The sequence below is a fragment of the Hydrogenophaga sp. FW305-3-2-15-A-LB1 genome, assembly GCF_058787875.1.
This window is the reverse complement of sequence record NZ_JBYTAE010000017.1, coordinates 30,076-53,489: the sequence shown is the minus strand read 5'-3', so window position 1 is coordinate 53,489 and position 23,414 is coordinate 30,076. Positions and strand designations below refer to the sequence as shown.

The window sequence follows — 23,414 nt, the reverse complement described above, 5'->3', positions numbered from 1 at the left end:
CCCAAAGGAAAACAAAATGACCTCGAGAAGAGATTTTTTTCGCGTTGCTAGTATTGCCGGAGGGGCCGTGGCCGCCGCGAGCGTGAGCCGTGTGGCGATGGCGGCGCTGCCTGAACCTGTCATTCAAACCAGTCCCGACACCATGGCCCCCTTAGTGCCGAATTCGGGCCGCCCCTACAACCCGGTGGTTACCCTCAACGGCTGGACGATGCCCTGGCGGATGAACCAAGGCGTTAAGGAGTTTCACTTGGTGGCTGAGCCCGTGGTGCGAGAAATGGCTCCTGGCTTCAAAGCCCATCTTTGGGGATACAACGGCCAGAGCCCCGGCCCCACCATCGAGGTTGTCGAGGGTGATCGCGTTCGGGTGTTTGTGACCAACAAGTTGTCTGAACACACCAGTATTCATTGGCATGGGCAACGACTCCCCAATGGAATGGATGGGGTGGCGGGGTTGAACCAGCCCGCCATTCAGCCCGGAAAGACTTTCGTCTACGAATTCGTGGCGCGCCGCCCCGGCACGTTTATGTATCACCCTCATGCGGATGAAATGACTCAAATGGCCATGGGAATGATGGGCTTTTGGATTACGCATCCCAAGACGAAAAACCCGCTGATTGACGAGGTGAATCGCGATTTTTGCTTCCTTCTCAACGCCTACGACATCGATCCTGGAAGTTACACGCCAAAAATCATGACGATGCTCGACTTCAATTTGTGGAGTTGGAACAGTCGCATCTTCCCCGGCATTGACTCTCTGAACGTACGTCTAAACGACAAGGTCCGCATTCGGATCGGCAACCTGACGATGACCAATCACCCGATGCACCTGCACGGCCACGAGTTTCTCGTGACTGGTACCGATGGAGGTCCCACGCCCAAGAGTACACGGCTTTATGAGGTCACCGCGGACGTGGCAGTCGGTCAGATGCGTCAGATCGAATTCTTGGCGGATGAGGAAGGTGACTGGGCCTTCCATTGCCATAAGAGCCACCACACGATGAACGCAATGGGTCATGACATTCCCACCATGATCGGCGTCGATCACCGTGGGGTGGCAAAGAAGATCAACAATCTCATTCCCGATTACATGGTGATGGGAGAGCGCGGCATGGCGGATATGACCGAGATGGAAATGCCTATTCCAGACAACACGATCCCTATGATGACGGGCGACGGCCCCTATGGATCGGTCGAGATGGGCGGCATGTTCAGCGTCGTGAAAGTTCGCCGGGACCAAAAGCCGGGGGACTACAAGAACCCCGGTTGGTACAGGCACCCCGAAGGCACGGTGGCTTATGAATATACTGGTCCGATGGCCGAACCAGCCCGCTTCAAGGCCGAGGGAGGACAGTCCATGCCTCGCAAGGAAAAGCCCTCAACGGATACCGTTGTGAAGATCAAGAAACCCTCTGTGCGTGGCAGCCACTGAAGTATCGTTTTGCCGGATTCACGCCCTGTCGATGTCTTGCGACAGCTTCGTAAGTAGCGCGTATGGCCCACCGGGGCGGGAGCAAGTGCCCGAAGGTGGCGGGCGGGTTAACCGTCCTCCTATCCCACGCTTGGCTGGCAGCGCGGCACGTGAACAGTGGCAAGTTCGTGTGGCCACGTGAGGCCGCCACCACTGCCAAGCCCGGAAACGGCAGAACACATCGAGCTTACCTCTGGGCCTACTGCGCCTTCGAGAACACCAAGTCGGTGGTCTATGACTTATGCGAAAGCCGTGCGAGCGAGCATGCCCGAACTTTCCTGGGCAAGTCAAAGGGCGGCCTGGCTCTTAGACGCCCTCATACCCCAAGCATTCGGGATGCAGTGCAATTGACCTGTACGGTACCAGGCGCGACGATACGCTTGGCGCACGGGACGCCTGACGACGTCGGCGGCTACTGGTTCATCTACTGTAAACGTCCGGTCATCCCATCTTTACGGACGCCCTACAGGCGCAGCTTATGCATCGCGGCGTTCACGGCATTGAGGTCGAAGCCAGCGGGATCGAAGAGTCCGCCATTCCACTCCCACATTGCCAGGTGCTCAGGATGCATCGGGTCGATAGCCTGCAAGAAGTCGCTGTAGCCCGGTGGCCCGCCCACATCTTCAGGAGGACAGGCGTTGGCTCCGGCTATGCAAAGCGGGCGAGTGTTCTTCGCGCCGGGCTCCAAGGCGCCCTCGACATGGATCCGGTGGCGCCATTCGTCGTCAAAAGTCGTAGGTGTAGACGAACTCGGTGGTGGCGTCGGCGAGCACCGCCGCCAGATCGAACACCCCTTCATCCCGCGTCTCGATTCTGGACCGCTAATCGGGGTGATCTCAATCTCGGTGCAGAAAACCGGGTTAGTAGCCGAGGGTTGACCAGCATTCAATCGCACCTTGTGGAACCAATGCGGAAAGGCTTAGAGCTGACCAGGCCATAGGGGGAACCAGCTTACCAAGCGTTTATCTGCGTTTTGTCGACTCCGACACCTTGGCCAAGTCTCTATCCAGGCGCGAGGTAGAAGCATGTTTTGGGAGGTACCAATCGAAGACTGCCCCTGTCCCTTCGTTTTGGGATGTGCCAAGCGAGAACTGATGCGATTAGCGGCGGTGCACAGCCGCCAGAACAGACTTCAGTACCACGGCATGTAGGCACACCACATTGATTGCGTGCACGACGAACTGATGTTGATCAGGACCAAACTACGAGTTCTGCGCCCTTAACTCCAGCCGAGCCCGGATTGCATTCATCTGCTCAATCTCCTTGCGCTGAGCATTTGCGATTTCCTCACACAGTTTAATAAGCTCCACGTCCTGGATGCGGGCTTCACGACACATCAGGATGGCGCCGGAGTGGTGCGGGATCATGGATGCAATGAACTGTCTGTCGCCAATCGCGCTTTGTTGACGTGTGGCGGCCAATGCGACGACGAAAATCAGGGCGAGGACGACATGAAGCGCCCAATTGAGCAGCTTTCTCTGATACATGCCGCGCATGGTCAAGAGCATGATGATGCCCATCGGGGCGACCATAGTCAGTGCCATGTAGAGCATGTTCAGGTTATTGCGGAAATCAGACCAGCCATCGATCATGGAAAACATGACGAAATACATGACTATTAGGCTGAGGACCATGTTGACCGCGAACAACGTGTAGTGACCCATGCTTTCATGTCGCATGGCCGAATCTGGGGAGCCGTGGTTGCCGTTTTTCATCATTTCTCCTTGCCGTGTGAAATACGGGCCAAAGGGCTGTCGCGATTTTTTGTAGCCCGTAATCCAAAAATTGGACCACCCTCCAAAGTCCAAGTCTGTAGGAGATTGCCGGCGAATGAAGTAGGCATCGACCGCACAAAATCAAACCGATATCTGCCGTCCACTCGCACCTCAAAAGCTTGCTTTCGGCAACCGCGTCACACTCCACATCGCACGCGCAGATTCAGTGAAAGCTTCGAAGAAGTGCTGCGCATCCAGACGGGGACCGACGCTAGTGCGCGCGCGGAGGATGCTCAAGAGGGATGGACAGCGTGCCCCTGCTGTCGGCCTCCGAAGCGCTTTGCGGCTGGCACGGTTGTAAGCAGCGGTCTACGGCCAAATCCGAGACAGCGTCAACGCGGCTTCCGCATCAGCCGGTAGGCCACCGGCACCACAAACAGCGAAAGCAGCGGCGCGCTGATCATGCCGCCGATCATGGGTGCCGCGATGCGCTGCATCACCTCGCTGCCGGTGCCCAGGCCCCAGAACAGCGGCAGCAACCCAGCCACGATGGTGGCCACCGTCATGGCTTTGGGGCGCACCCGCAGCACCGCGCCTTCCCGGATCGCGTCCAGCAGCGAGGCGTCGCCGTCCAGCCCGGCGTCCAGCCGTTCTCGCCAAGCCTGCTTGAGGTAGATCAGCATGATCACGCCGAACTCGGCCGCCACCCCCGCCAGTGCGATGAAGCCCACCATGCTCGCCACCGACAGGTTGTGCCCCAGCAGCCACAGGAACCACACACCGCCCACCAGCGCGAATGGCAGCGTGGCCATGATCAGCAGCGCCTCGTCGAAGCGGTGGAAGATCAGGTACAGCAGCACGAAGATGATCAGCAGCGTGACCGGCACCACCAGCTTGAGCTTGGCCGTGGCGCGTTCCAGGTATTCGAACTGCCCCGACCACGACACCGAGTACCCCGCAGGCAAAACCGCCTGCTGAGCCACCGCTCGCTGCATGTCCAGCACCGCGCCGCGCAGGTCGCGCCCGCGGATGTCCACATACACAAAGCCGGCCAGGCGCGCGTTCTCGCTGCGCAGCATGGGAGGCCCTTCAGTGATGCGCAGGTCGGCCACATCGGCCAGCACCAGGCGCTGGCCGCCGGGTGCCACGATGGGCAGTGCGCGCAGTTCGGGCAGCGAGTCGCGCAGCTCGCGCGGGTAGCGCAGGTTGATCGGGAAGCGCTGCAGGCCCTCCACCGTCTCGCCGATGTTCATGCCTCCCACGCTGCCGGCCACGATGTCCTGCACGTCGGCGATGTTCAGGCCGTAGCGCGCTGCGTCTGCGCGGCGGATATCCACGTCGATGTAGCGCCCACCCGTCAGGCGCTCGGCCAGCGCGCTGCTCACACCGGGCACGTTCTTCACCGCCTGCTCGATCTGGCGGGTCAGGCGGTCGATGGTGGCCAGGTCGGGCCCGGCCACCTTCACGCCCACCGGGCTCTTGATGCCGGTGGCCAGCATGTCGATGCGGTTGCGGATCGGTGGCACCCAGATGTTGGAGAGGCCCGGCACCCGCACGGTGCGGTCGAGTTCTTCAATGAGTGCCTCGGGGGTCAGGCCGGCGCGCCATTCGTTGCGCGGCTTGAGCTGGACCGTGGTCTCGAACATCTCCAGCGGCGCCGGGTCGGTGGCGGTCTCGGCGCGCCCGGCCTTGCCGTACACGCTCTGCACCTCGGGGATGGTCTTGATCAGGCGGTCGGTCTGCCGCAACAGCTCGGCCGCCTTGGCGGCCGACAGGCCGGGCAGCGCGGTGGGCATGTAGAGCAGATCGCCTTCGTCCATCGGCGGCATGAACTCGCTGCCGATGTGCTGGAGCGGCCACAGGCTGGCCAGCAGCACCAGGGCCGCTACCACCAGTGTGAGTTTGGGCATTTTCAGCACCGCGTCGAGCACCGGTCGGTACAGCGCGATCAGGGCACGGTTCAGCGGGTTGGCGGTCTCGGCCGGAATGCGCCCACGGATCAGGTAGCCCATCAGCACCGGAATCAGCGTGACAGCCAGGCCGGCGGAGGCCGCCATGGCATAGGTCTTGGTGAAGGCCAGCGGCGCGAACAGCCGGCCCTCCTGCGCCTCCAGCGTGAACACCGGTATGAAGCTCAGCGTGATGATGAGCAGCGAGAAGAACAGCGCCGGACCGACCTCGGCTGCGGCGTCACCGATCACGCGCCAGCGCGGCTCGCCCTGCAGCGTCTCACCCGGGTGCTGGTGGGCCCAGCGCTCCAGGTGCTTGTGGGCGTTCTCGATCATCACGATGGCCGCGTCCACCATCGCGCCGATGGCAATGGCGATGCCACCCAGCGACATCACGTTGGCGTTGATGCCCTGGTGTTGCATCACGATGAAGGCCATCAACACGCCCAGCGGCAGCGAGATACTGGCCACCAGCGCGCTGCGCAGATGGAACAGGAAGGCCAGACACACCAGCGCCACCACGATGAACTCCTCCAGCAGTTTTTCGCCCAGGTTCTTCACCGCGCGTTCGATCAGGCCCGAGCGGTCGTACACCGGCACGATCTCCACACCCGCCGGCAGGCTGCGCTGCAGTTCGGCCAGCCGGGTCTTCACCGCCGCGATGGTCTGCAGCGCGTTCTTGCCTGAGCGCATCACCACCACACCGCCGACGGCCTCGCCTTCGCCGTTGAACTCGCCGATGCCGCGCCGCATTTCGGGCCCGATCTGAACGCGCGCTACATCGCCCAGGCGCACCGACACACCGGCGCTGCTGGTGATGAGCGGGATGGCGCGGAAGTCGTCGAGCGTCTTCAGGTAACCGCTGGCGCGCACCGCGTACTCGGCCTCGCCCAGTTCCAGCACCGAGCCACCGGCCTCCTGGTTGCCGCGCGCCACCGCCTCGGCCACCATGGCCTGTGTCACGCGGTAGGCGGCCATCTTGTCGGGGTCGAGCACGATCTGGTGCTGCTTGACCATGCCGCCCACACTGGCCACCTCGGCCACGTCGGGCACGGTCTTGAGCTCGAAGCGCACGAACCAGTCCTGCAGCGCGCGCAGCTGCGCCACGTCTTGCTGGCCGGTCCTGTCCACCAGCGCGTACTGGTAGATCCAGCCCACGCCGGTCGCGTCGGGTCCCATCGACGAACTCGCGCCACGCGGCAGGCGTGCCTGCACCTGATTCAGGTACTCCAGCACGCGCGAGCGCGCCCAGTACGGATCCACCTCGTCTTCAAACAGCACGTAAACGAAGCTGTCGCCCAACATCGAAAAACCACGCACCGCGCGCGCGCCCGGCACCGAGAGCATGGTGGTGGTCAGTGGGTAGGTGACCTGGTTCTCCACGATCTGCGGCGCCTGTCCCGGCCAGGTGGTGCGGATGATGACCTGCGTGTCGGACAGGTCGGGCAGCGCGTCCAGCGGCGTGCGCTGCAGCGCCACCACGCCCCAGGCACTCAGCAGCGCAGTGGCCAGCAGAACCAGAAAGCGGTTGTTGATGCTCCAGCGGATCAGCCCGGCGATCATTTGCCGATCCCCGGTGCGACGCGCTGCAGGCTGGTGATGCGCGGCACCTGGCCATCCTGCATTTCAAACTCGATCTTTAACCGATCGCCTGCCTTGAGATCGCGTGGTTGTTCCGAGCGTGGCGGCAACTGAAAGCCCATCTGCATCTGCGGCCACTTCAGAGCGGGGATCGGTGGGTGGGTGAGCGTGACCGTGTCGCCGCTCAGCGCGTCGATCACCGCATCGGTGGTGTAGCGCTGTTGCGTGGGGGTGGGCGTGGTCGCGGGCTCCTGATTGAGCCGGGCCTCCAGCCCGCGCAGGCTGGCTTCGGAGTCGATCAGGAACTGCCCCGAGAGCACCACGCGCTGGCCCAGCTGCAGGCCGGCGCTGATCTCGGTCTGGCCTCCCACCTCCAGGCCCGCAGTCACCTCCACCGGGCGAAAGCGTCCCCCGTCTTCGGCCACCATCACCACGCTGCGCCGACCGGTGTGGATCACCGCGTCGCTGGGCACCAGCAAGCTTGCTGCTGTCTTCGGGAGGGCCAGCCGCATGCTCACCAGCATGCCCGGCACCAGCCGGCCCTGCGGGTTGGCCAGCTCGACCCGCGCGCGGATGGTGCGCGTGACCGCATCCACCTCGGGCAGCAGCGCCTGCACCTGGCCTTCAAACGTCTGGCCCGGCGCGCCCGGGCTGGTGGTGCGCACCCGCGCACCCGGTTGCAACAGCGCGGCCTGGCTTTCGGGCACCGCCCCCTCGGCCCACACCGTGCGGGTGCCCTGCAGCCGCATCAGCGTGGCACCGGGCATCACCGTGGCACCCTCGCGCACCAGGAGTTCGCTCACGATGCCGGCGATGGGCGCGGTGATTGTGAAGCGCGACTGCACCCTGCCCGAGGCCACCGCGCGCTCGATCTGGGCGGTCGTCATGCCGGCCTGGCGCATGCGCTGGCGCGCGGCATCCTGCAGCGCCTCAATGCCCGGGCCGCTCAGACGGGCCAGCGCCAGGTACTCCTCCTGCGCGGACACCCAGTCGGGCACATAGAGTTCGGCCAGGGGCGCACCGGCGGCCACGCGGTCGAGCGCGGCTTTCACATGCAACTTCTCCACGAAGCCCATGGCGCGTGAACTCAGCTCCACACGTTCGCGTTCGTTCCAGGCCACATTGCCCACCGCCGTCACTTCCGACACCAGCGCGCCTTCAACCACCGGCGCGGTGCGCAAGCCCAGGTTCTGCTGGATGCGCGGGCTCACCGAGACGCTGCTGGTATCCGCCGCGTTGCTGCCGACATAGCGCGGCACCAGCATCATGTCCATGAACGGCGACTTGGCGGGTGTGTCGAAGTTCTTGCCCGGCACCATGGGGTCGTGGTAATTCAGGATGCGCCGGCCGGTGACGGGGTCCACGTCACCAGCCTTGAGTGCATCCCGGATGTGCCGGCGCGTGGCCGCTTCGCCCTGCGGGATGGTCCACTGCGACGGGTCGTCGAGGGCGCTGGTGCTTACCGCCTGTTGCGCGGTGGCCGAAGTGGTGTCGCCCCTGCCTTGCTTCATGCCCAGCCACCAGGCGCCAACGCCCACGCCAGAGAGAGCGGCCACAGTGGCCAGTGCGATGAGGGATCTTGTCTTGTTCATGGCTTCACTCCAGTCGTGGTGTCGGGGAGCAGGTATTCGAGTTGCGCCCACAGGCCCGCGGTGTCGCGCTCCAGGGCCAGGCGTTCCAGGGCAAGGTTCAGTGAGTCGCGGCGCGCCTGCAGCACGGCGCCCAAGCCTTCACGACCGCCTCGGTACGCGGCCAGCGCAGCGTCAACACGTTGTGTGGCGAGCGGCTGGCGCTGCGCATCCAGGTAGGCCAGTCGATCCCGCCCTGCGCGCCAGTCCTGCTGCCAGCGCTGCACTTGCAGCGCTCGCTCGCGGGTCTTTTCTTCGCGCTCAGCCTCCAGTTCGTTCACACGGGCCAGGCGCGCAGCCAGTTCGCGTTGCTGGCGCTGAGGCTTGTCCCACTGCAGCGGGACGGAAATACCGATTGACACCATGTTGGAGAACTGCGAGCCGCGCTGGCTGAACATGACCTCGGCGCTCCAGTCGAGGTTGAGTTCTTGGCGGGCCACCTCGGCCTCGGCCCGGGCTACGGCTTCGCGGGCCTGCAGCACGGCAAGATCAGGCAAGAGGGCCATTTGAACGATCGTGGCCGTGCTGCGTTGCCATGGTGGGGGATCGGCGAGCGGTTGGTCGGGCGGGCCGCCGGTGAAGCGCGACAGCGTGAGGCGTGCGTTGGCGCGCTCGGCCTGTGCACCGATCAAGCCTTGCTCCAACTGAGCCAATGCCTCGCGCGCGCTCAGCGCATCGGCCGTGGAGCCTCGCCCGCCGCGCAGGGCAGCCTCGGTGGTCTGCACCAGCACACGCGCTTCGGTGATCTGCGACTGCAGCAACAACAAACGCTGCTCCTGCATGCGGCGCTCCAGCCAGGCTTGGGCCACTTCGGTTTGCAGCAGAGTGGCGCGCTGCGCGCGTTCGCTCAGCGCCGCATCGGCCTCGCGCTCGAAACGCTCACCGCGGGCGCGCCGCTTGTCTGCGTTGGGCAGCGTTTGCATGAGCGCGACCGAGCGCATGGTCATGAAGTCGCGCGTGGTGCTGAAGCGGTCCGGCCCGTTCACGGGCAGGTTGTCGAGCGAGAGGCGCAGCACGGGGTCGGGCCGCTGCGCGGCGGCCACCGCCATATCGCGCGCGCCCGCAGCGGCGGCATTGGAGGCCTGCAGGCCGCGCGAATGCGCCAGCGCCGAGCGCACCGCCGCGTCCAGGCTCAGTGGTTCGGACGGGTTCGCTGCGGCGGGCGTTGTTGCGATGGCCAGCCAGGCGATGGCGGCTGCCAGCGCGTGCCACAGGGCCCGCGAGCGGGTTGTCGAGAGAAGGTGTTGTTCCATATCTGAGCTCCAGAGCGTGCGCGCACGGGCAGCAGCCCGGTCCACGCGCGATAGCAGGAACCGCCCAGGTCGGGGCGGTCTGCGCTGTGCGGGGAGGTCAGATCAGAGAGGGCGGGCGCCAGAGACTGGCGGGCGCGCCGGGGGCCCGGGCGCGAAGGATCGGCGTCGGCGGGGCCGCGGCCGCAAGGGACTCGAACCGCGGCACGCCGACCGGTGGCATCCAGACGGCGGGTGCCGTGCAGGCCTGACCGGTCTTGCAGGCCTGGCCGGTGTGTTCGAAGGTAGCGAGGTCGTTGCAGCAGTCGGGCATGCCGTCCGCCTGGGCGGTGGCGTCGATTGCGTCACCGGCGTCCGCCTGCATCGCCATCATGGCTTGCATGGGGCACGGCAGGTCCTCGGTCTGCGGCGCAGCGAATCCCTGCAAGGGGATCAGCAGACACAGAACGAGGGCTAACAGACGGCGCATGAAGGGATTCTATGGTGAGAGAGCCGTGCCGGGACAGCTTTCAGATGCCATGAGGCGCCGCGACCCGTGTTTCGGTTCGGTGATGAATCTCGATCGTTGCGTGAACGATTTCTTCGTGAACACCCAATCGCTCGCGCAATTGTTGGGGGGAGAGGTCTTTGTCATCTGTCACAACACTGAGCGCACAGGCAAATGCCTGTTTCCCCACACGCCACACGTGCAGGTCCGTCAGGCGTGTCATGTATTCAGCTGACCCACCTTCGATGGCTTCGCGAATCTCGTCCACCACGAGATGGTCCATTTCTCGATCCAGCAGCACACGGCTGGTGTCGGCAATCAACCCCTTGGCCCAATAAGCCACGAGTCCGGCACCCACAATGCCCATCACCGGGTCCAGCCACGACCAGCCATACACCCAGCCGCCCACCAGAGCCACAATGGCCAGCACAGACGTGGTGGCGTCTGCGATCACATGCAGGTAGGCCGATTTGAGGTTGAGGTCCGTGCTGGCTTCGTGGGCGTGGCCACCGCCGTGGTCATGGTGACCATCATGGCCGTGTCCATGGTGATGGGCCTTTCCCAGGATCATCGCGCACACCACATTGACGATCAACCCAAGCACCGCCACGGCGATGGCCTCCTGATACTGGATAGGCTGGGGCGAAAACATCCGCTCCATGGAAGCTACCACCATGAAGACGGCCACCCCCAGCAAGAAAATGGCGCTGGCAAAGCCGCCGAGCACTTCGATCTTCCAGGTGCCGAAAGCAAAGCGGGGGTCTCGTGCATAACGACGGGCTGCTGCATAGGCGAAGGCGCTTACACCAATGGCCGCGGTGTGTGAGCTCATGTGCCAGCCGTCCGCGAGCAGCGCCATCGAGTTGAACCACCAGCCCGCCACGATCTCGACCACCATCGCCACGGCGGTGATCATCATCACGGCGCGGGTCCCGCGCTCGGCCATCGGGTTGCTCTGGTCGAAGACGTGGTGGTGCTGCCAGGGGGAAAGGTCATCGGTTTTCATGGTCGGGTGCGGGTTGTTCAACGAATCAGTTCCCTGTGAAGTTGGCGGCAATGAAGTTTTTCGCATGCTGCCAGTGCAGACAACAGGCAGGTGACCACAAGGGTTTTAACAAAGGAGCGTGGCGCTTTCAGCCTGATCCAGGAAGGTTTTGTGATTTGAATGGCGGGGCGCCGCACTGGTCAAATGAGGTGTCCCGGTCTTCACATGGCGCGTTTGATGTCGGTGTATTCGCCACGGGTGCGCAGTACGACCTTCACGTCGGATTTGCCGCGGTTGCGCCAGTACCAGCCGTGGTTGCCGGTGAAGGCCGCCACAAGCTGTCCGTCATCCGCAGGCACGTCACGCCCCTTCTCATAGCTGATGTTCTTTCCGCCGCCGTCGCCATGCGTGTCGAAGTTGACTCGGCCTCCTTGCACCTCCCAGGCGTATTCGGCCTTCCCACCCTCGGTCATGCGCATCTTGATCTCAAGTCCTTCGCCTGGGGTCAGGATGAACGTCATTTCATCTCGCCACGGGGCCTCTTGAACGGCCGGTTTGGTCGCTGAAGCAACGGCCTGCGCCGGCGCACTGCGTGCATCCACCGGGGGTTGCTGCGCTGCGGTTGATGTCACCGAGGAGTTGCCAGATGCGGCCGCTGTGTCGGCTGCAGCCTCCGCCGCTAACTGGGTCTTGATCTCGCCCATGTCGGTCAGGCGCAGAACGCGGCCCACACCTGTCGGGTCAATGCCGTACTCAGCTGGCAGCACGACGGCAACGAGGAGGACGACGGCCGAGACCGCGGCCAGAACGGTGGAGCGCAACAACTGCTTGGAGGAAGGCAGCTCAACGCGCAAAGGGGGTTCACTGTTGTACATGGTTCAGATTCCTTGGGTGTTCAGGACACGACGTAGCCAGTGAGCTGAATGCCCACAAGAATGAAGCCGGCGCTCATCATGGCGACATTGGCGGTGTAGGCGTTGCGAGCAAAACTGGGCGTGCGACGCCAGTAGCCCATGACGATCAGGATGACAGCCAGAGCCAGCAGCTGCCCGATCTCCACGCCCACGTTGAAAGCGAGCAGGTTGGGCACCAGTCCATCGGGCGAGATCTCGTACTCCAGAATCTTGGTGGACAGACCGAAGCCATGGAACAGGCCAAACACCAGGGTAGCGATTTTGGTGTTGGGCTGGAACCCCAACCAACGTTGGAACGCACCGATGTTGTCCAAGGACTTGTAGACCACGGACAAACCAATGATCGCGTCGATCAGGTAGCTGTTGATCCCGACATTAAAGTAAACGCCCAGGATCATGGTGGTGGAGTGACCCAACGCAAACAGGCTGACGTAAATGCCGATGTGCTTGATCCTGTAGAGGAAAAAGATGACCCCGAAGAGGAACAAGATGTGGTCGTACCCCGTCATCATGTGCTTGGCACCCAGGTACACGAACGGCAACAGGTTGACACCCGAAATTTCCTGGATATAGCCCTTGTCGCCCTCGGTCACCGCATGGGCCAGCGCCTCGGTGGTACCGAGGAGCAGCGAAAGAAAAAAAGCAGATAGAAGCAACAGGCTTGTTTGCCAGATCGCCCATGGCGAACGTGGCAGCCTGTCTTGAAGAAAGCCGTGCATGGAGACTCCGATGGTCTGAAAACAAGATGGCTGCACTCGGCAGCGACTGATTGTCAGGCGTGGGTCTGCGCCATCGGAGGCCGGTCAAGCCGTGATGGCACCATCCTCTCGACCCTGGGTGCGGCGATGGCCTGCCAGTGGGTGGGTCGGGGCATGGGGAGGCTCAGAGCGCCACGCAGCACATAGGCCTTGTCGTGCGCGTGGTCTGCGCTGTGTTGCGCATGCTCGGCGCTGGCGGAGTGGTGCACAACGTCTGTGGCCGTGTCGTCAGCCGCGTGCTCGTGTGAATGTTCGCAGGCCCCGGCCACGTCGCAATGAGTGCCGTGTTGAACCGAAGTGATCTCAGCCAGGCCGTGGGAGTTCAAGGTGCCCACCGGTGACAGCACGGCGCCGAGCACAAGCGCCATCGCCACGAGCCACCACACGGCAAGCGGCAGGCACGTTCTTGTGGGCAGGGCAGTTTCGCGATGCGTCATGCGGATTGAGGCGGGACCAGGAGTCGGTGAATCGGGATTATAGTATCCCCCCCAGGGGCATAGGATCATCATGACGGAACAGCACACACACGCCTCGCATCCCGCCATCATCAAGCGATTGAAGAGGGCAACGGGGCATCTCGCCAGCATCGTTGACATGATCGAACAGGGTCGCACCTGTCTGGACGTCGCCCAGCAGCTGCAGGCCGTGGAGAAGGCTGTTCAACAGGCCAAGAAGACACTGATCCAGGACCACCTGGACCATTGCCTGGAAGATCTTGTGGGGCCACTGCAGCGCGACCAACGTCACTCGATGGAACAGTTCAAGGAAATCACGCGCTACCTGTAGTGCGCGGCCAAGCGATCTTCCAAGCAGGACCACCGAGGCTTGCAGCATGATCGACGTCCTTGCGCATCGAACCTATCGGCATCTGTTCGCCGCTCAGATGATCGCCTTGGTGGGCACCGGTTTGGCCACCAAGGCGCTGGGCCTTCTGGCATACGACCTGGCGGGCGATGACGCCGGCGTCGTGTTGGGCACGGCGCTGGCCATCAAGATGGCGGCGTACGTGGGCGTGGCGCCGGTGGCGGCCGCTTTTGTGAACAGCTTTCCGCGCCGCGCTGTGCTGGTGTCTCTGGATCTTGTACGCGCGGCCCGCAGGGAACGGCCTGCGACACGCGCATCCCTATGTGGTGGAGACCACCTTCCCCGGTGGCCTGGACGAGGCGGTTGATGCCCACGCCTTGCAGCGGCCCTCCGCCATGCTGCTGGTCGCCTTGCCTGGCCTCCGTGCGAAAACGAGTCACGAATTCGACCTTGGAATGGGTCTTGTCGATGGGTGAGCGGGGCTCCTCACCCTTCAGCCGGCCCGACAAAATCAGCACGGCTCGCACCGCGACCACTGGCTGCGTTTGCGGCGCTGATGTCGCTTGCCGTCCGGTCTGAGATGCCTCGTTGCGCCGATTCACTGTGCGCTTCCGCACAGTCAGGCAGCGTCGCGTTGGCAATGATCAGTCTCACACAATCTCAGGAGATCGCGATGAAATGCATCAAGCTTGTTCCTTTGCACGCGTTGTGCTTCGCCTCGTTGACCGCTCTCGGTGGATTATCGGCTTCTGTACAAGCCCAATCTACACCTGCAGCGAGCCCTTCTGTGAGCGAGCCCATGGCGGGCATGCACAAAGGTGGAGCTGGTGCTGCAGACATGAAAGCTTCCATGATGATGGGCATGGAGGAAATGCAGAAGATGCCGATGACCGGCAACACTGACAAGGACTTCGCAATGATGATGAAAATTCACCATCAGCAAGCCTTGAACATGGCCGAGATGGAGCTGAAGCATGGCAAGTCTTCAGAAATGAAAACCATGGCCAAGCAAATCATCGCGGCGCAAAAGAAAGAGATCGCACAGTTCGACAAGTGGCTCGCCAAACAGAAGTGAGCAGCAGGTGCCTTTAACTAGGTCGCTCTAGAGGGAGAAGGAAGAACGACCCTCAGTGTTGACGCGGAAACCGCAAACAAAACGTCGTTTTTTCTATTGTCGAGGTGACGGATACGCCGCCGTCATGAGCGAGCATGATGGCCTTGGTGATGGCCAATCCCAACCCGGCGCCGTCCGATGAAGGATGGGTGCGCGACTTGTCCACCCGATAGAAGCGATCAAACAGCCGGGGCAGATCGATCGCTTCAATAAGGTCACCCGTATTGGACACACACAAGGCGGTGCTATCGTCTTGGTGGTGAAGGATGAGTTCGACATCAGAGCGCGGATGAGCATGCCGCAGTGCGTTTGAAAGCAGGTTGCTGATGGCCTGCCTGATCATCAGTCGGTCTCCCGCCACTGTGCCCGTTCCAACCACCCGCAGACGAACCTCTTTTTCTTCGGCGATCGCATCGTAGAAATCCAGCAGGCTGGCCACCTCGGCTTCCAGCTCGACATTTTCTCGATTCGGGAGTTGGATGCCATGGTCTGTTTTCGCGAGAAACAGCATATCGGACACCATGCGCGAAAGGCGCTGGAGCTCCTCGGCATTGGAGGCGAGGATGTCGCGATAGGTATCCGGATCACGGCGTTGCGAGAGAGATACCTGGGTCTGGGTCATCAAATTGGTGATGGGGGTGCGCAGTTCATGCGCGAGGTCGCTTGAGAAGTCCATCAGCTTTGAAAAATCCAGTTCCAGTCGCTCCAGCATCGTGTTGAGGCTGTTGGCCAGTTCTGCCATTTCCACGGGCACCGCCTCGATCGGCATACGCTGGTCTAACTTGTGGGCGGTCACCGAGAGTGCCTGTGCCTTCATGATCCGCAGCGGGGCCAGACCGCGGCGAGCAGCCCACCAACCCAGCAATCCGCTGAGCAGGGTTGCGACCACCGCGTAAACCGCCAACTGCTGGCGCAGCACCTGCATGAAATGGGCGTGGTGCTGCGTGTCCAGCGCCAGTGTCAATCGAACGCGATCACCTGGGTTTCCAACGGCGCGAAGCACATAGGCCAAAGGTAGCTCTTTGCTGATGCCGCGCAGCTGACGCTTCCCATCGGTCCAGTCGATCGGCTGGCCATCGGTACTTTGAACAGCAAGCTGGCTTGGGAAGGTATTGGTGTCCGGTCCATACATGCGCTCGTCACCGCGCGTGATCGCGACGACCAGGCCATGGTGGCTGTCCAGCAGCTCATCGAGCTTCGTGGAGAGCTTCGCTGCATCGGGCGTCTCTTCCACCATCTTCTGAATCAGGTGCACCTTGTCCTCAAGGTAGTGGCGGTCGAGGTCGATGAAGTGAACGTGGGTGGACCAGGCCACCATGACCCCCAGACCCAGGAGAACCGAGGCGGAAACCAGGGTGTATAGAAGAGTCAGGCGTGCTGTGAGGGTCAAGCGCCGGATCATCAGAGGGACTCCGGCCCTTCCAATACGTAGCCCATGCCTCGCACAGTCCGCAACAGGCGGTATTCGAACCCATCGTCCACCTTGGAACGCAGCCGGCGCATGGCCACCTCGATGACGTTGGTGTCGCTGTCGAAGTTGACGTCCCATACATGAGAAGCAATCAACGAACGAGGCAACACTTCACCGGCTCGGCGCATCAATAACTCCAGCAAACCGAACTCCTTGGCGGTCAAGTCGATGCGCTTACCTGCGCGAATAGCCCGGCGGCGCAGCAAGTCCAGCTTCAGATCCGCGACCTGCAGGGAGGTCGGTTCCATTCCAGAGCGCCCTCGGCGCAGAAGGGTGCGCACTCGGGCCAGAAGCTCGGAGAACGAAAACGGCTTGACCAGATAATCATCCGCACCCAGATCCAGCCCCTTGACGCGGTCATCGACATGATCCTTGGCGGTCAGCAACAGCACCGGCATCTCGCGGCCCTGCGCACGCAGACCCTTGAGAATTTTCCAGCCGTCCATTCCGGGAAGCATGACGTCCAGGATGACGAGGTCGTGGTCGCCCTCCAGAGCATGGTGCAGCCCGTCAACCCCATTAGTGAGCCATTCAACGGCGTGGCCGGCCTCGCGCAACCCCAGGCGGAGGTAGTCGCCAGTTTTGGGTTCGTCTTCGACAATCAGAATTTTCACGTGCACTCCGAGTCAACATTTTCGCTTCCATTGGCTGTCCAGAACCGTAACTGACAACTATGTAATGTGACAGAAAGGTTTGCGACGGGGGGCCTTTTGCAAACTGCGTGCAGCGTGAACCGGTTGAAAAGGAGCAAATCAGTGATTCATCGACTTTATCCCCCCCTCGGTACTGCGAGCCATTGCGCTGGGTGTGCTGGCCCTCCCCTTGTTCGTGTCTGCCCAGATTGCACCGGCACCCGCCGAGAAGAATTGGCGTGAAGCCAACGACGCCGTGGGGCAGTTCAAGCGAGGACATGCAGAAATTCTCAAATGGGAAAGAGAAACCTCACCCAATGTGCAACGTCCGGAACAGGCGGCCTGGTCTGAGCTTGTTGTGCTCAGAAGACTCTGTGCGCCAAGCTTGGCGGGCACACCGCGAACTGGTCAAGCCCATGGCCCGGCAAGTGCAGACACGGCGCCCGCCAATGGCGGTGCCACGAAGCACTGTTCAATTCTTCTACTCCCTCCATCAACCCAACCAGCCGATAGGAACCTCTGTCATGCGCATCACTCAAACCTTGATCATGGCCGCAATTCTTGCCGCCTCAACCGCCTCCTTCGCCCACGGCGATGAAAAGCACATCAAAGGAAATGCTCCTGTGAAAATGGAGCAAAAAGCATGGGGCATCGGCGGCCAGCCGAATGCCGTCAAACGTACCGTGGAGATCGGCATGACGGACAACATGCGCTTCACACCCGATTTCATCGAGGTCAAGCAAGATGAAACGATCAAGTTCGTGCATGTCAACAACGGCAAGGTGATGCACGAATTCGTCCTGGGAACCAAGAAGGTACTCGACGAGCACGCCGCGCTGATGAAGAAGTTCCCTGGCATGGAACACGACGAGCCCTACATGGCGCACGTGGCGGCTGGGAAAAAAGGGGAGATCATCTGGAACTTCAACAAGGCCGGTGAGTTTGACTTCGCCTGCCTGCTGCCTGGTCACTACGAGGCGGGCATGGTGGGCAAGATCAAGGTGGTTGCCAAGTAGTCCCTCGGACATCTCGATTAAGGATAGACATCATGAACAGATATACCCAAACCGTGGTGCAACTTCTCGCCGCCGCAGCGCTTTCACTGTCTTTGCCCGCAATGGCACAGATGACCATGGATCACAGCAAGATTGGCATGGATCAAGCCAAGACAGGCACGGTGGCTGCACCGGGGCTGACTGACGGCGAAGTTCGCAAGATTGACAAGGAAAACGGCAAGATCACGATCAAGCATGGCGAAATCAAGCACATGGACATGCCCCCCATGACCATGGTCTTCAATGCCAAGGACAAAGCCTTGCTGGACAAGGTTCAAGTGGGCGAGAAGATCCAGTTCATCGTCATCCAGGACGCCGGAAAGATGGTCGTCACCGACATCCAGCCTGGCAAGTGAGCTGACACGCGCACTCACCGGCTTCTCTCGTACAGGGCTCGGTTTTGCAACCGGGCCCTGTGCTATTTTTGATGTAAGGTCGCCCCCACATGCTGCGGTAGCTCGGGATGCCATGAGATTCGACACCGTGAGAGAAGATTTCTGCGATCAAGAGCTAGGCCCATCCAACAATGAGCTTGTACGTAGGCCCTATCACTCAGGAGACACATGTGACATCTGCAAGCCAGTCGCAAAGAGCAACGCTCTACCGCATGGTCATGGACAAGCACGTGTGCCCCTATGGGTTGAAAGCGAAGGATCTTTTGCGCCGCAAAGGGTTTGAGGTGGAAGACAAGTGGCTGACCACTGAGCAGGCGACAGACACATTCAAAGCCGAGCATGGCGTGAAAACCACGCCACAAATCTTCATTGATGGGTTTCGGGTCGGCGGATACGACGACCTTCGCCGCCACTTTGGTATGACTGTCGCCGACCCGAAGGCCACGACGTACCGTCCGGTCCTCGCGCTTTTCTGCATGACGGCGTTGATGGCCCTCGCGGTGAGCTACGCTGTATTCGATAACCCTTTCACTATCCGAGCAGCGGAGTGGTTTGTCGCCTTCAGCATGGCTGCGTTGGCACTGCTCAAGCTTCAGAACGTCGAGAGCTTCGCGACGATGTTCCTGAACTACGACTTGTTGGCTCGGCGGTGGGTGCCGTATTCATACATCTATCCGTTCGCGGAGGGCCTGGCCGGGGTCTTGATGATCGCGGGTGCGTTGAACTGGTTGTCGATCCCAGTGGCCTTCTTCATTGGGACAGTTGGCGCCGTCTCCGTTATCAAGGCCGTCTACATCGAACGACGCGAGTTGAAGTGCGCCTGCGTCGGCGGAGCCAGCAATGTTCCGCTGGGCTTCGTGTCTCTCACCGAAAACCTTTTGATGATCGGTATGGGCCTGTGGATGGCCTTCTATTCATCAAGAGCTGCTATTACCATGTAGGCCCCAGCAGTATGTATGTCTGGGTCTGAGCGATGCCGAGCTTGAGACTGAGAGTGACCTGCTGATACTGGTGCGGTGTAGGCGAATCTCAGAGCCAGATCCGTATGCGGCTGGAACTTTTCGTCGCCTCCTGACTTTGCCCTGACCAAGATGTAATGCACTCGCAAGCTGTGGGTCAGGGGCATATCAATACATTGAGTCCGTACGCAGTACCACATCGATTCAGTTGAACTGATGTGATTTTTGTTCTCAAAGGAGACCTCCATGATTCGCAAGCTCAGCATCCTCGTCCTTTCACTGGCCGCACTGGCCCCAGCATTCGCCATGGACGCAGCCCAGTCCGAGGCCAAGCAAGTCATCGCATTGCAAAACGGCGAAAAGCTCTATGTTTTCAAGGACGGCTTGATGGCCAAGGAAAGCAAGTTTGGACGTGTGGTTCACCTCAGCAAGGGTGAAGTCGTCCAGACGGCCGAGGGCAAAAGCATCACAACGACGGGCAACGAGGTCGCGCGTCTGTACGTCTTGCTGAACAAAGGCCACCAGAATTAAAGCTGGGCCACTTGCACTCGTGCGGTCAAGATTTCTCTGATTTTGAGACCGCCGTCCAAGAGCTTCTTGCCAGCAATGGCGAGAAGCTCTTTTCAATTGGTTGCCTGAGACTTCGTCAACCGTTCTTGAACATCGATGCTGAGCTCTGACTCATGGCTAACGCGGCGAAGACGGGTGATAGCATCCAGCTGGTGAAGGGGTGCAACAAGGCTGCGGCCTACGAAATGCCCACACTTCTGCTCCACTTTCGAAGAAGCAGCAGCTTAAAGCTAGACGTACAAGCAGACCGACTTTCCTAATCGCCCTTTGCTCGATGCGTGCGCCCGTCGCGAGGTCATCCTCCTGAGGTGACCGCCCGGTTATTGGTTGTACGAATCCTGGACGGTCGTCGCATCAATGAAGGTGGCGAGCAAGCTGAAGCCTTGCGAGCATGTGCACGTTCCACTCCGCGGGGCCTCCACTCTCCAATGCGAACTGGCGCGTGTGGTCGACGACAACATTGGGTCCTTGGGCGAATCCTGTCGGCGTGGCAAACAACGTCGACACCCGCCCACCGTCTTCCACGGCCTGCAGGACGTCGTTCACTTCGGCGACCTCCGGACCGGCGAGCCAATCGCACAGCCACTTGTCGATGATGCCCCACTCAACGTATGTAACGACGCCTACGGTGTCCTGGGCGACACGAGAGACGACACACAGGCAGCCGTTGTGCTTCCTCGCCTCCATCACACGCCGGAACCCCTCCGGCCATGCAACTCCGTCCTTACCTGCGACTACATCGCGCGAAGGCACCTCATTCCTCTTAGGATTCTTCATTTGTTGCTGCTCCTCAATCGCGGGCATCGACGTGAGGTCCGCCCCGACCAGGGGGCCATGGCGTCGGTGGATAGTCGACCGTTTACAACTACAGTTGCATGCAGTGCGTCAGTATGCCTGCTTCGGCGTGCGCGATGGCGGGCACCTACCCGTGGGAGCATGGTATCTCTCGGTGGGGATGGCGTCCACCCTTCGTGAGGCCTGTGGGCGGCCAGGGTGGTCTGCAAGCAAATCCCGGCCGCTGCTACGGTCAGTCAGTGAATCGGGTGTGGCTGCCGCAGCGTTGGTCTCCAGCCAACCTCAATTTGCTGACTTGCTGCACGAGGTCAACTTTTTGAGCGGCATCACGCGCTAGGAGCTTCCGAGGTATGCCGATGACATCGGCGGTGCGTTGACGTTGCGGTGTAACGTCATTGTTCCCGGATCGCTGCGCCGCGCAATCGCAACGCGTTGCCGATCACCGACGCCGAGCTCAGGCTCATGGCCAGCGCGGCGACCATCGGTGACAGCAGCCAGCCGGTGAACGGGTACAGCAAACCCGCGGCCAGCGGAATGCCCAGGGCGTTGTAGAAGAAGGCGAACGCCAGGTTTTGCTTCATGTTCGCCACCGTGGCCACCGAAAGCGCGCGGGCCGTGGCAATGCCACGCAGGTCGCCTTTGACCAGGGTGAGCTGTGCGCTGTTCATGGCCACGTCGGTGCCGGTGCCCATGGCAATGCCCACATCCGCGCGGGCCAGCGCCGGCGCGTCGTTGATGCCGTCGCCCGCCATCGCCACCACGCGGCCCTGCGCCTGCAGTTGCTCCACGAGCCGGAGCTTGTCGGCGGGTTTCACTTCACCGTGGATCTCGTCGATGCCCAGGCGCTGGCCGACGGCGCGTGCGGTGGTCACACCGTCGCCCGTGGCCATGACCACGCGGATGTTCGCCTGGCGCAGCGACGCCAGCGCGTCGGCCGTGGTGGCCTTGACCGGGTCGGACACGGCGAGCAGACCGGCCAGGGCCTTGTTCACCGCGAGATGCATGACACTGGCGCCCTGTGCGCGCAGCGCCTCGGCCTGGGTGGCCAGCGGCGCGACATCCACACCTTGCTGCTGCATCAGCGCCGTGTTGCCCAGGGCGAGGGCCTTGCCGCCCACCACGCCCTTCACGCCGATGCCGGACTCGGAGTCGAACTGCTCGGGCTTGTCCAGCGTGAGCCCTTGTTGTTTCGCGGCGGCCACGATGGCGGCGGCCAGCGGGTGTTCGCTGCCCTGGTCCAGGCTGGCGGCGAGGCGCAAGACCTCGTCTTCGGGGAAGCTCCCGTGGCCCACGGCGCGTTCGAAGGTCGGCCGGCCTTCGGTCAGCGTGCCGGTCTTGTCGACGATCAATGTGTCGACCTTGCGCAGGTTCTCGATGGCGGCGGCGTCGCGGAACAGGACCCCGTGGGTGGCGCCGCGCCCGGTCGCCACCATGATGGACATGGGCGTGGCCAGGCCCAGGGCACAGGGGCAGGCGATGATCAGCACCGCCACCGCGTTGATGAGGGCATAGACCCAGCTCGGCTCGGGCCCGAACAGGCCCCAGCCGAAGAAGGTGAGCAGCGCCGCCACCACCACACCCACCACGAAGTAGCCCGCCACCTGGTCGGCCATGCGTTGCATGGGCGCGCGCGAACGCTGTGCCATGGCGACCATCTGCACGATCTGCGCGAGCACGGTGTCCGAGCCCACGTGTTCGGAGCGCATCACCAGCGCGCCGCTGGTGTTGAGCGTGGCGCCGATCAGCTTGTCACCGACGCGCTTGGTCACCGGCAGCGGCTCACCGGTGAGCATGGATTCGTCGAGCGCGCTGCTGCCTTCGACCACGGTGCCGTCGGTGGGCACCTTCTCGCCGGGGCGCACGCGCAGCAGGTCGCCCACGTGCACGTGGGCCAGTGGCACGTCTTCTTCCTGGCCGTCGGCCGAGATGCGCCGCGCGGTCTTGGGCGCCAGGCCCAGCAGCGAGCGGATCGCCGCCGAGGTTTGTGAGCGCGCCTTGAGCTCCAGAAGTTGGCCGAGCAGGGTCAGCGAGATGATCACCGCCGCCGCTTCGAAGTACACCGCCACCCGCCCCATCGAGACAAAGGAGTCGGGGAACACCTGTGGCGCCACCGTGGCCACCAGGCTGTACACGAACGCCGCGCCCGTGCCCAGGCTGATCAGCGTCCACATGTTGGGGCTGCGGTTCGCGATCGACTGCGCGCCGCGCACGAAGAACGGCCAACCGGCCCACAGCACGATCGGCACGGTCAGCACCAGCTCCACCCAGCTCTGCGTGGCCATGTCGAACCAGCCGAGGTCGTGGCCGAACATCGCCAGCACGGTGACCACCACCGTGAGGGGCAAGGTCCACCAGAAGCGCCGCTGGAAATCCACCAGCTCCGGGTTCTCGTCGGCGCCCAGTTCGGGCATGACCGGTTCGAGCGACATGCCGCATTTGGGGCAGTTGCCCGGGTGGTCCTGCCGGATCTCCGGGTGCATGGGACAGGTGTAAACCGTGCCCGGCTTACCTGGCGGCGCGGGCGTTGGAGTCGCGTGATGCTTCGGATCGGTTTGAACGAACCGGGCCGGTTCGGCCGCAAACCGGATCTGGCACTTCGCACTGCAGAAGTAGTACGGTCGCCCTGCGTGCTCCAAGCGGTGTGGCGACTGCTCAGTGACGGCCATCCCGCACACGGGGTCTTTCGGTCCAGGGGACGGATGAGGCGGGTTGGACACGCCGTGGCGGTGGCCCGCATGGTCGTGTTGTCCTTGTGTGTCCATTTCTTTCCCTTCTTGGAAGTTACGTAACCCCTTGGTCCGCATAACCATCTTCCGCCAATTTGCGCGGGACTGTCTTGTCGCGATCGGCGGGGTATGGCTAAGTTGGGGAAAGGATGTGTCTT

Annotated in this window: 20 protein-coding genes and 2 pseudogenes; 9 read left to right on the top strand and 13 right to left on the bottom strand. The window is 62.1% G+C overall.

Annotated elements, in window-relative coordinates:
* The first annotated feature begins 16 nt into the window (after positions 1-16).
* Positions 17-1,429, top strand: a complete 1,413-nt coding sequence (locus tag AC3WPZ_RS07370; protein ID WP_492438910.1) for a multicopper oxidase family protein — start codon at positions 17-19, stop codon at positions 1,427-1,429.
* Positions 1,430-1,629: 200 nt separating this feature from the next.
* Positions 1,630-1,770, top strand: a pseudogene (locus tag AC3WPZ_RS07365) (IS66 family transposase); the annotation flags it as partial.
* A gap of 161 nt (positions 1,771-1,931) precedes the next feature.
* On the opposite strand, the gene AC3WPZ_RS07360 reads toward AC3WPZ_RS07365, so the two are convergent.
* From AC3WPZ_RS07360 to AC3WPZ_RS07320, 9 genes are all read right to left on the bottom strand, one after another.
* Positions 1,932-2,267: a plasmid pRiA4b ORF-3 family protein gene (locus tag AC3WPZ_RS07360; RefSeq protein ID WP_492438937.1), complete on the bottom strand. Its 336-nt coding sequence runs from the start codon at positions 2,265-2,267 to the stop codon at positions 1,932-1,934.
* A gap of 403 nt (positions 2,268-2,670) precedes the next feature.
* Entirely contained in the window at positions 2,671-3,183 is a 513-nt protein-coding gene (locus tag AC3WPZ_RS07355) for a DUF305 domain-containing protein (RefSeq protein ID WP_492438908.1), read from the bottom strand.
* Between the two features lie 392 nt (positions 3,184-3,575).
* On the bottom strand, positions 3,576-6,695 hold the full coding sequence (locus tag AC3WPZ_RS07350) for an efflux RND transporter permease subunit (RefSeq protein WP_492438906.1): 3,120 nt from the start codon (positions 6,693-6,695) through the stop codon (positions 3,576-3,578).
* A complete protein-coding gene (locus AC3WPZ_RS07345; RefSeq protein WP_291121295.1) occupies positions 6,692-8,305 on the bottom strand; it encodes an efflux RND transporter periplasmic adaptor subunit in 1,614 nt (537 codons plus the stop codon). Before AC3WPZ_RS07345 ends, AC3WPZ_RS07350 begins: the two co-directional genes overlap by 4 nt.
* The gene (locus AC3WPZ_RS07340; protein WP_291121297.1) at positions 8,302-9,594 is read right to left on the bottom strand and encodes a TolC family protein; all 1,293 of its coding nucleotides are present in this window, start codon (positions 9,592-9,594) and stop codon (positions 8,302-8,304) included. The genes AC3WPZ_RS07345 and AC3WPZ_RS07340 overlap by 4 nt, the downstream gene beginning before the upstream one ends.
* 97 nt (positions 9,595-9,691) lie before the next feature.
* Positions 9,692-10,060 carry a hypothetical protein gene (locus AC3WPZ_RS07335; protein WP_291121298.1) on the bottom strand — a complete coding sequence of 123 codons (369 nt, stop codon included), beginning with the start codon at positions 10,058-10,060 and terminating at the stop codon, positions 9,692-9,694.
* Positions 10,061-10,100: 40 nt separating this feature from the next.
* Entirely contained in the window at positions 10,101-11,084 is a 984-nt protein-coding gene (dmeF, locus tag AC3WPZ_RS07330) for a CDF family Co(II)/Ni(II) efflux transporter DmeF (protein WP_291121299.1), read from the bottom strand.
* A 200-nt stretch (positions 11,085-11,284) separates the two neighbouring features.
* Positions 11,285-11,938, bottom strand: a complete 654-nt coding sequence (locus tag AC3WPZ_RS07325) for a transmembrane anchor protein (RefSeq protein WP_492438903.1) — start codon at positions 11,936-11,938, stop codon at positions 11,285-11,287.
* A 20-nt stretch (positions 11,939-11,958) separates the two neighbouring features.
* Positions 11,959-12,696, bottom strand: a complete 738-nt coding sequence (locus AC3WPZ_RS07320) for a HupE/UreJ family protein (protein WP_492438901.1) — start codon at positions 12,694-12,696, stop codon at positions 11,959-11,961.
* 546 nt (positions 12,697-13,242) lie between these two features.
* On the opposite strand from AC3WPZ_RS07320, the gene AC3WPZ_RS07315 reads away from it, so the two are divergent.
* From AC3WPZ_RS07315 to AC3WPZ_RS07305, 3 genes and pseudogenes are all read left to right on the top strand, one after another.
* Entirely contained in the window at positions 13,243-13,521 is a 279-nt protein-coding gene (locus AC3WPZ_RS07315; protein WP_492438899.1) for a metal-sensing transcriptional repressor, read from the top strand.
* A 46-nt stretch (positions 13,522-13,567) separates the two neighbouring features.
* Positions 13,568-13,828, top strand: a pseudogene (locus tag AC3WPZ_RS07310) (MFS transporter); the annotation flags it as partial.
* 384 nt (positions 13,829-14,212) lie between these two features.
* On the top strand, positions 14,213-14,614 hold the full coding sequence (locus AC3WPZ_RS07305) for a DUF305 domain-containing protein (protein WP_492438897.1): 402 nt from the start codon (positions 14,213-14,215) through the stop codon (positions 14,612-14,614).
* Positions 14,615-14,666: 52 nt separating this feature from the next.
* Here AC3WPZ_RS07305 and AC3WPZ_RS07300 read toward each other — a convergent pair whose 3' ends face one another.
* Together AC3WPZ_RS07300 and AC3WPZ_RS07295 are read right to left on the bottom strand one after the other, a co-directional pair.
* A complete protein-coding gene (locus AC3WPZ_RS07300; protein WP_492438895.1) occupies positions 14,667-16,055 on the bottom strand; it encodes a heavy metal sensor histidine kinase in 1,389 nt (462 codons plus the stop codon).
* Entirely contained in the window at positions 16,055-16,738 is a 684-nt protein-coding gene (locus AC3WPZ_RS07295) for a heavy metal response regulator transcription factor (protein ID WP_492438894.1), read from the bottom strand. Before AC3WPZ_RS07295 ends, AC3WPZ_RS07300 begins: the two co-directional genes overlap by 1 nt.
* Positions 16,739-17,280: 542 nt before the next feature.
* Between AC3WPZ_RS07295 and AC3WPZ_RS07290 the strand changes: the two genes are divergently transcribed.
* The 4 genes from AC3WPZ_RS07290 (at position 17,281) to AC3WPZ_RS07275 (ending at position 19,696) form a co-directional block, all read left to right on the top strand.
* Positions 17,281-17,772, top strand: coding sequence for a cupredoxin domain-containing protein (locus AC3WPZ_RS07290; RefSeq protein ID WP_492438893.1), 492 nt, complete (start codon positions 17,281-17,283; stop codon positions 17,770-17,772).
* A gap of 32 nt (positions 17,773-17,804) precedes the next feature.
* A complete protein-coding gene (locus AC3WPZ_RS07285; RefSeq protein ID WP_492438892.1) occupies positions 17,805-18,167 on the top strand; it encodes a copper-binding protein in 363 nt (120 codons plus the stop codon).
* A gap of 209 nt (positions 18,168-18,376) precedes the next feature.
* Entirely contained in the window at positions 18,377-19,147 is a 771-nt protein-coding gene (locus AC3WPZ_RS07280) for a MauE/DoxX family redox-associated membrane protein (protein ID WP_492438891.1), read from the top strand.
* Positions 19,148-19,411: 264 nt separating this feature from the next.
* Positions 19,412-19,696: a CopK family periplasmic copper-binding protein gene (locus AC3WPZ_RS07275; RefSeq protein WP_492438889.1), complete on the top strand. Its 285-nt coding sequence runs from the start codon at positions 19,412-19,414 to the stop codon at positions 19,694-19,696.
* A gap of 393 nt (positions 19,697-20,089) precedes the next feature.
* On the opposite strand, the gene AC3WPZ_RS07270 is transcribed toward AC3WPZ_RS07275, so the two are convergent.
* Both AC3WPZ_RS07270 and AC3WPZ_RS07265 read right to left on the bottom strand, forming a co-directional pair.
* On the bottom strand, positions 20,090-20,539 hold the full coding sequence (locus AC3WPZ_RS07270; RefSeq protein WP_492438887.1) for a hypothetical protein: 450 nt from the start codon (positions 20,537-20,539) through the stop codon (positions 20,090-20,092).
* Positions 20,540-20,922: 383 nt separating this feature from the next.
* On the bottom strand, positions 20,923-23,292 hold the full coding sequence (locus tag AC3WPZ_RS07265; protein WP_492438885.1) for a heavy metal translocating P-type ATPase: 2,370 nt from the start codon (positions 23,290-23,292) through the stop codon (positions 20,923-20,925).
* Positions 23,293-23,414: the final 122 nt, after the last annotated feature.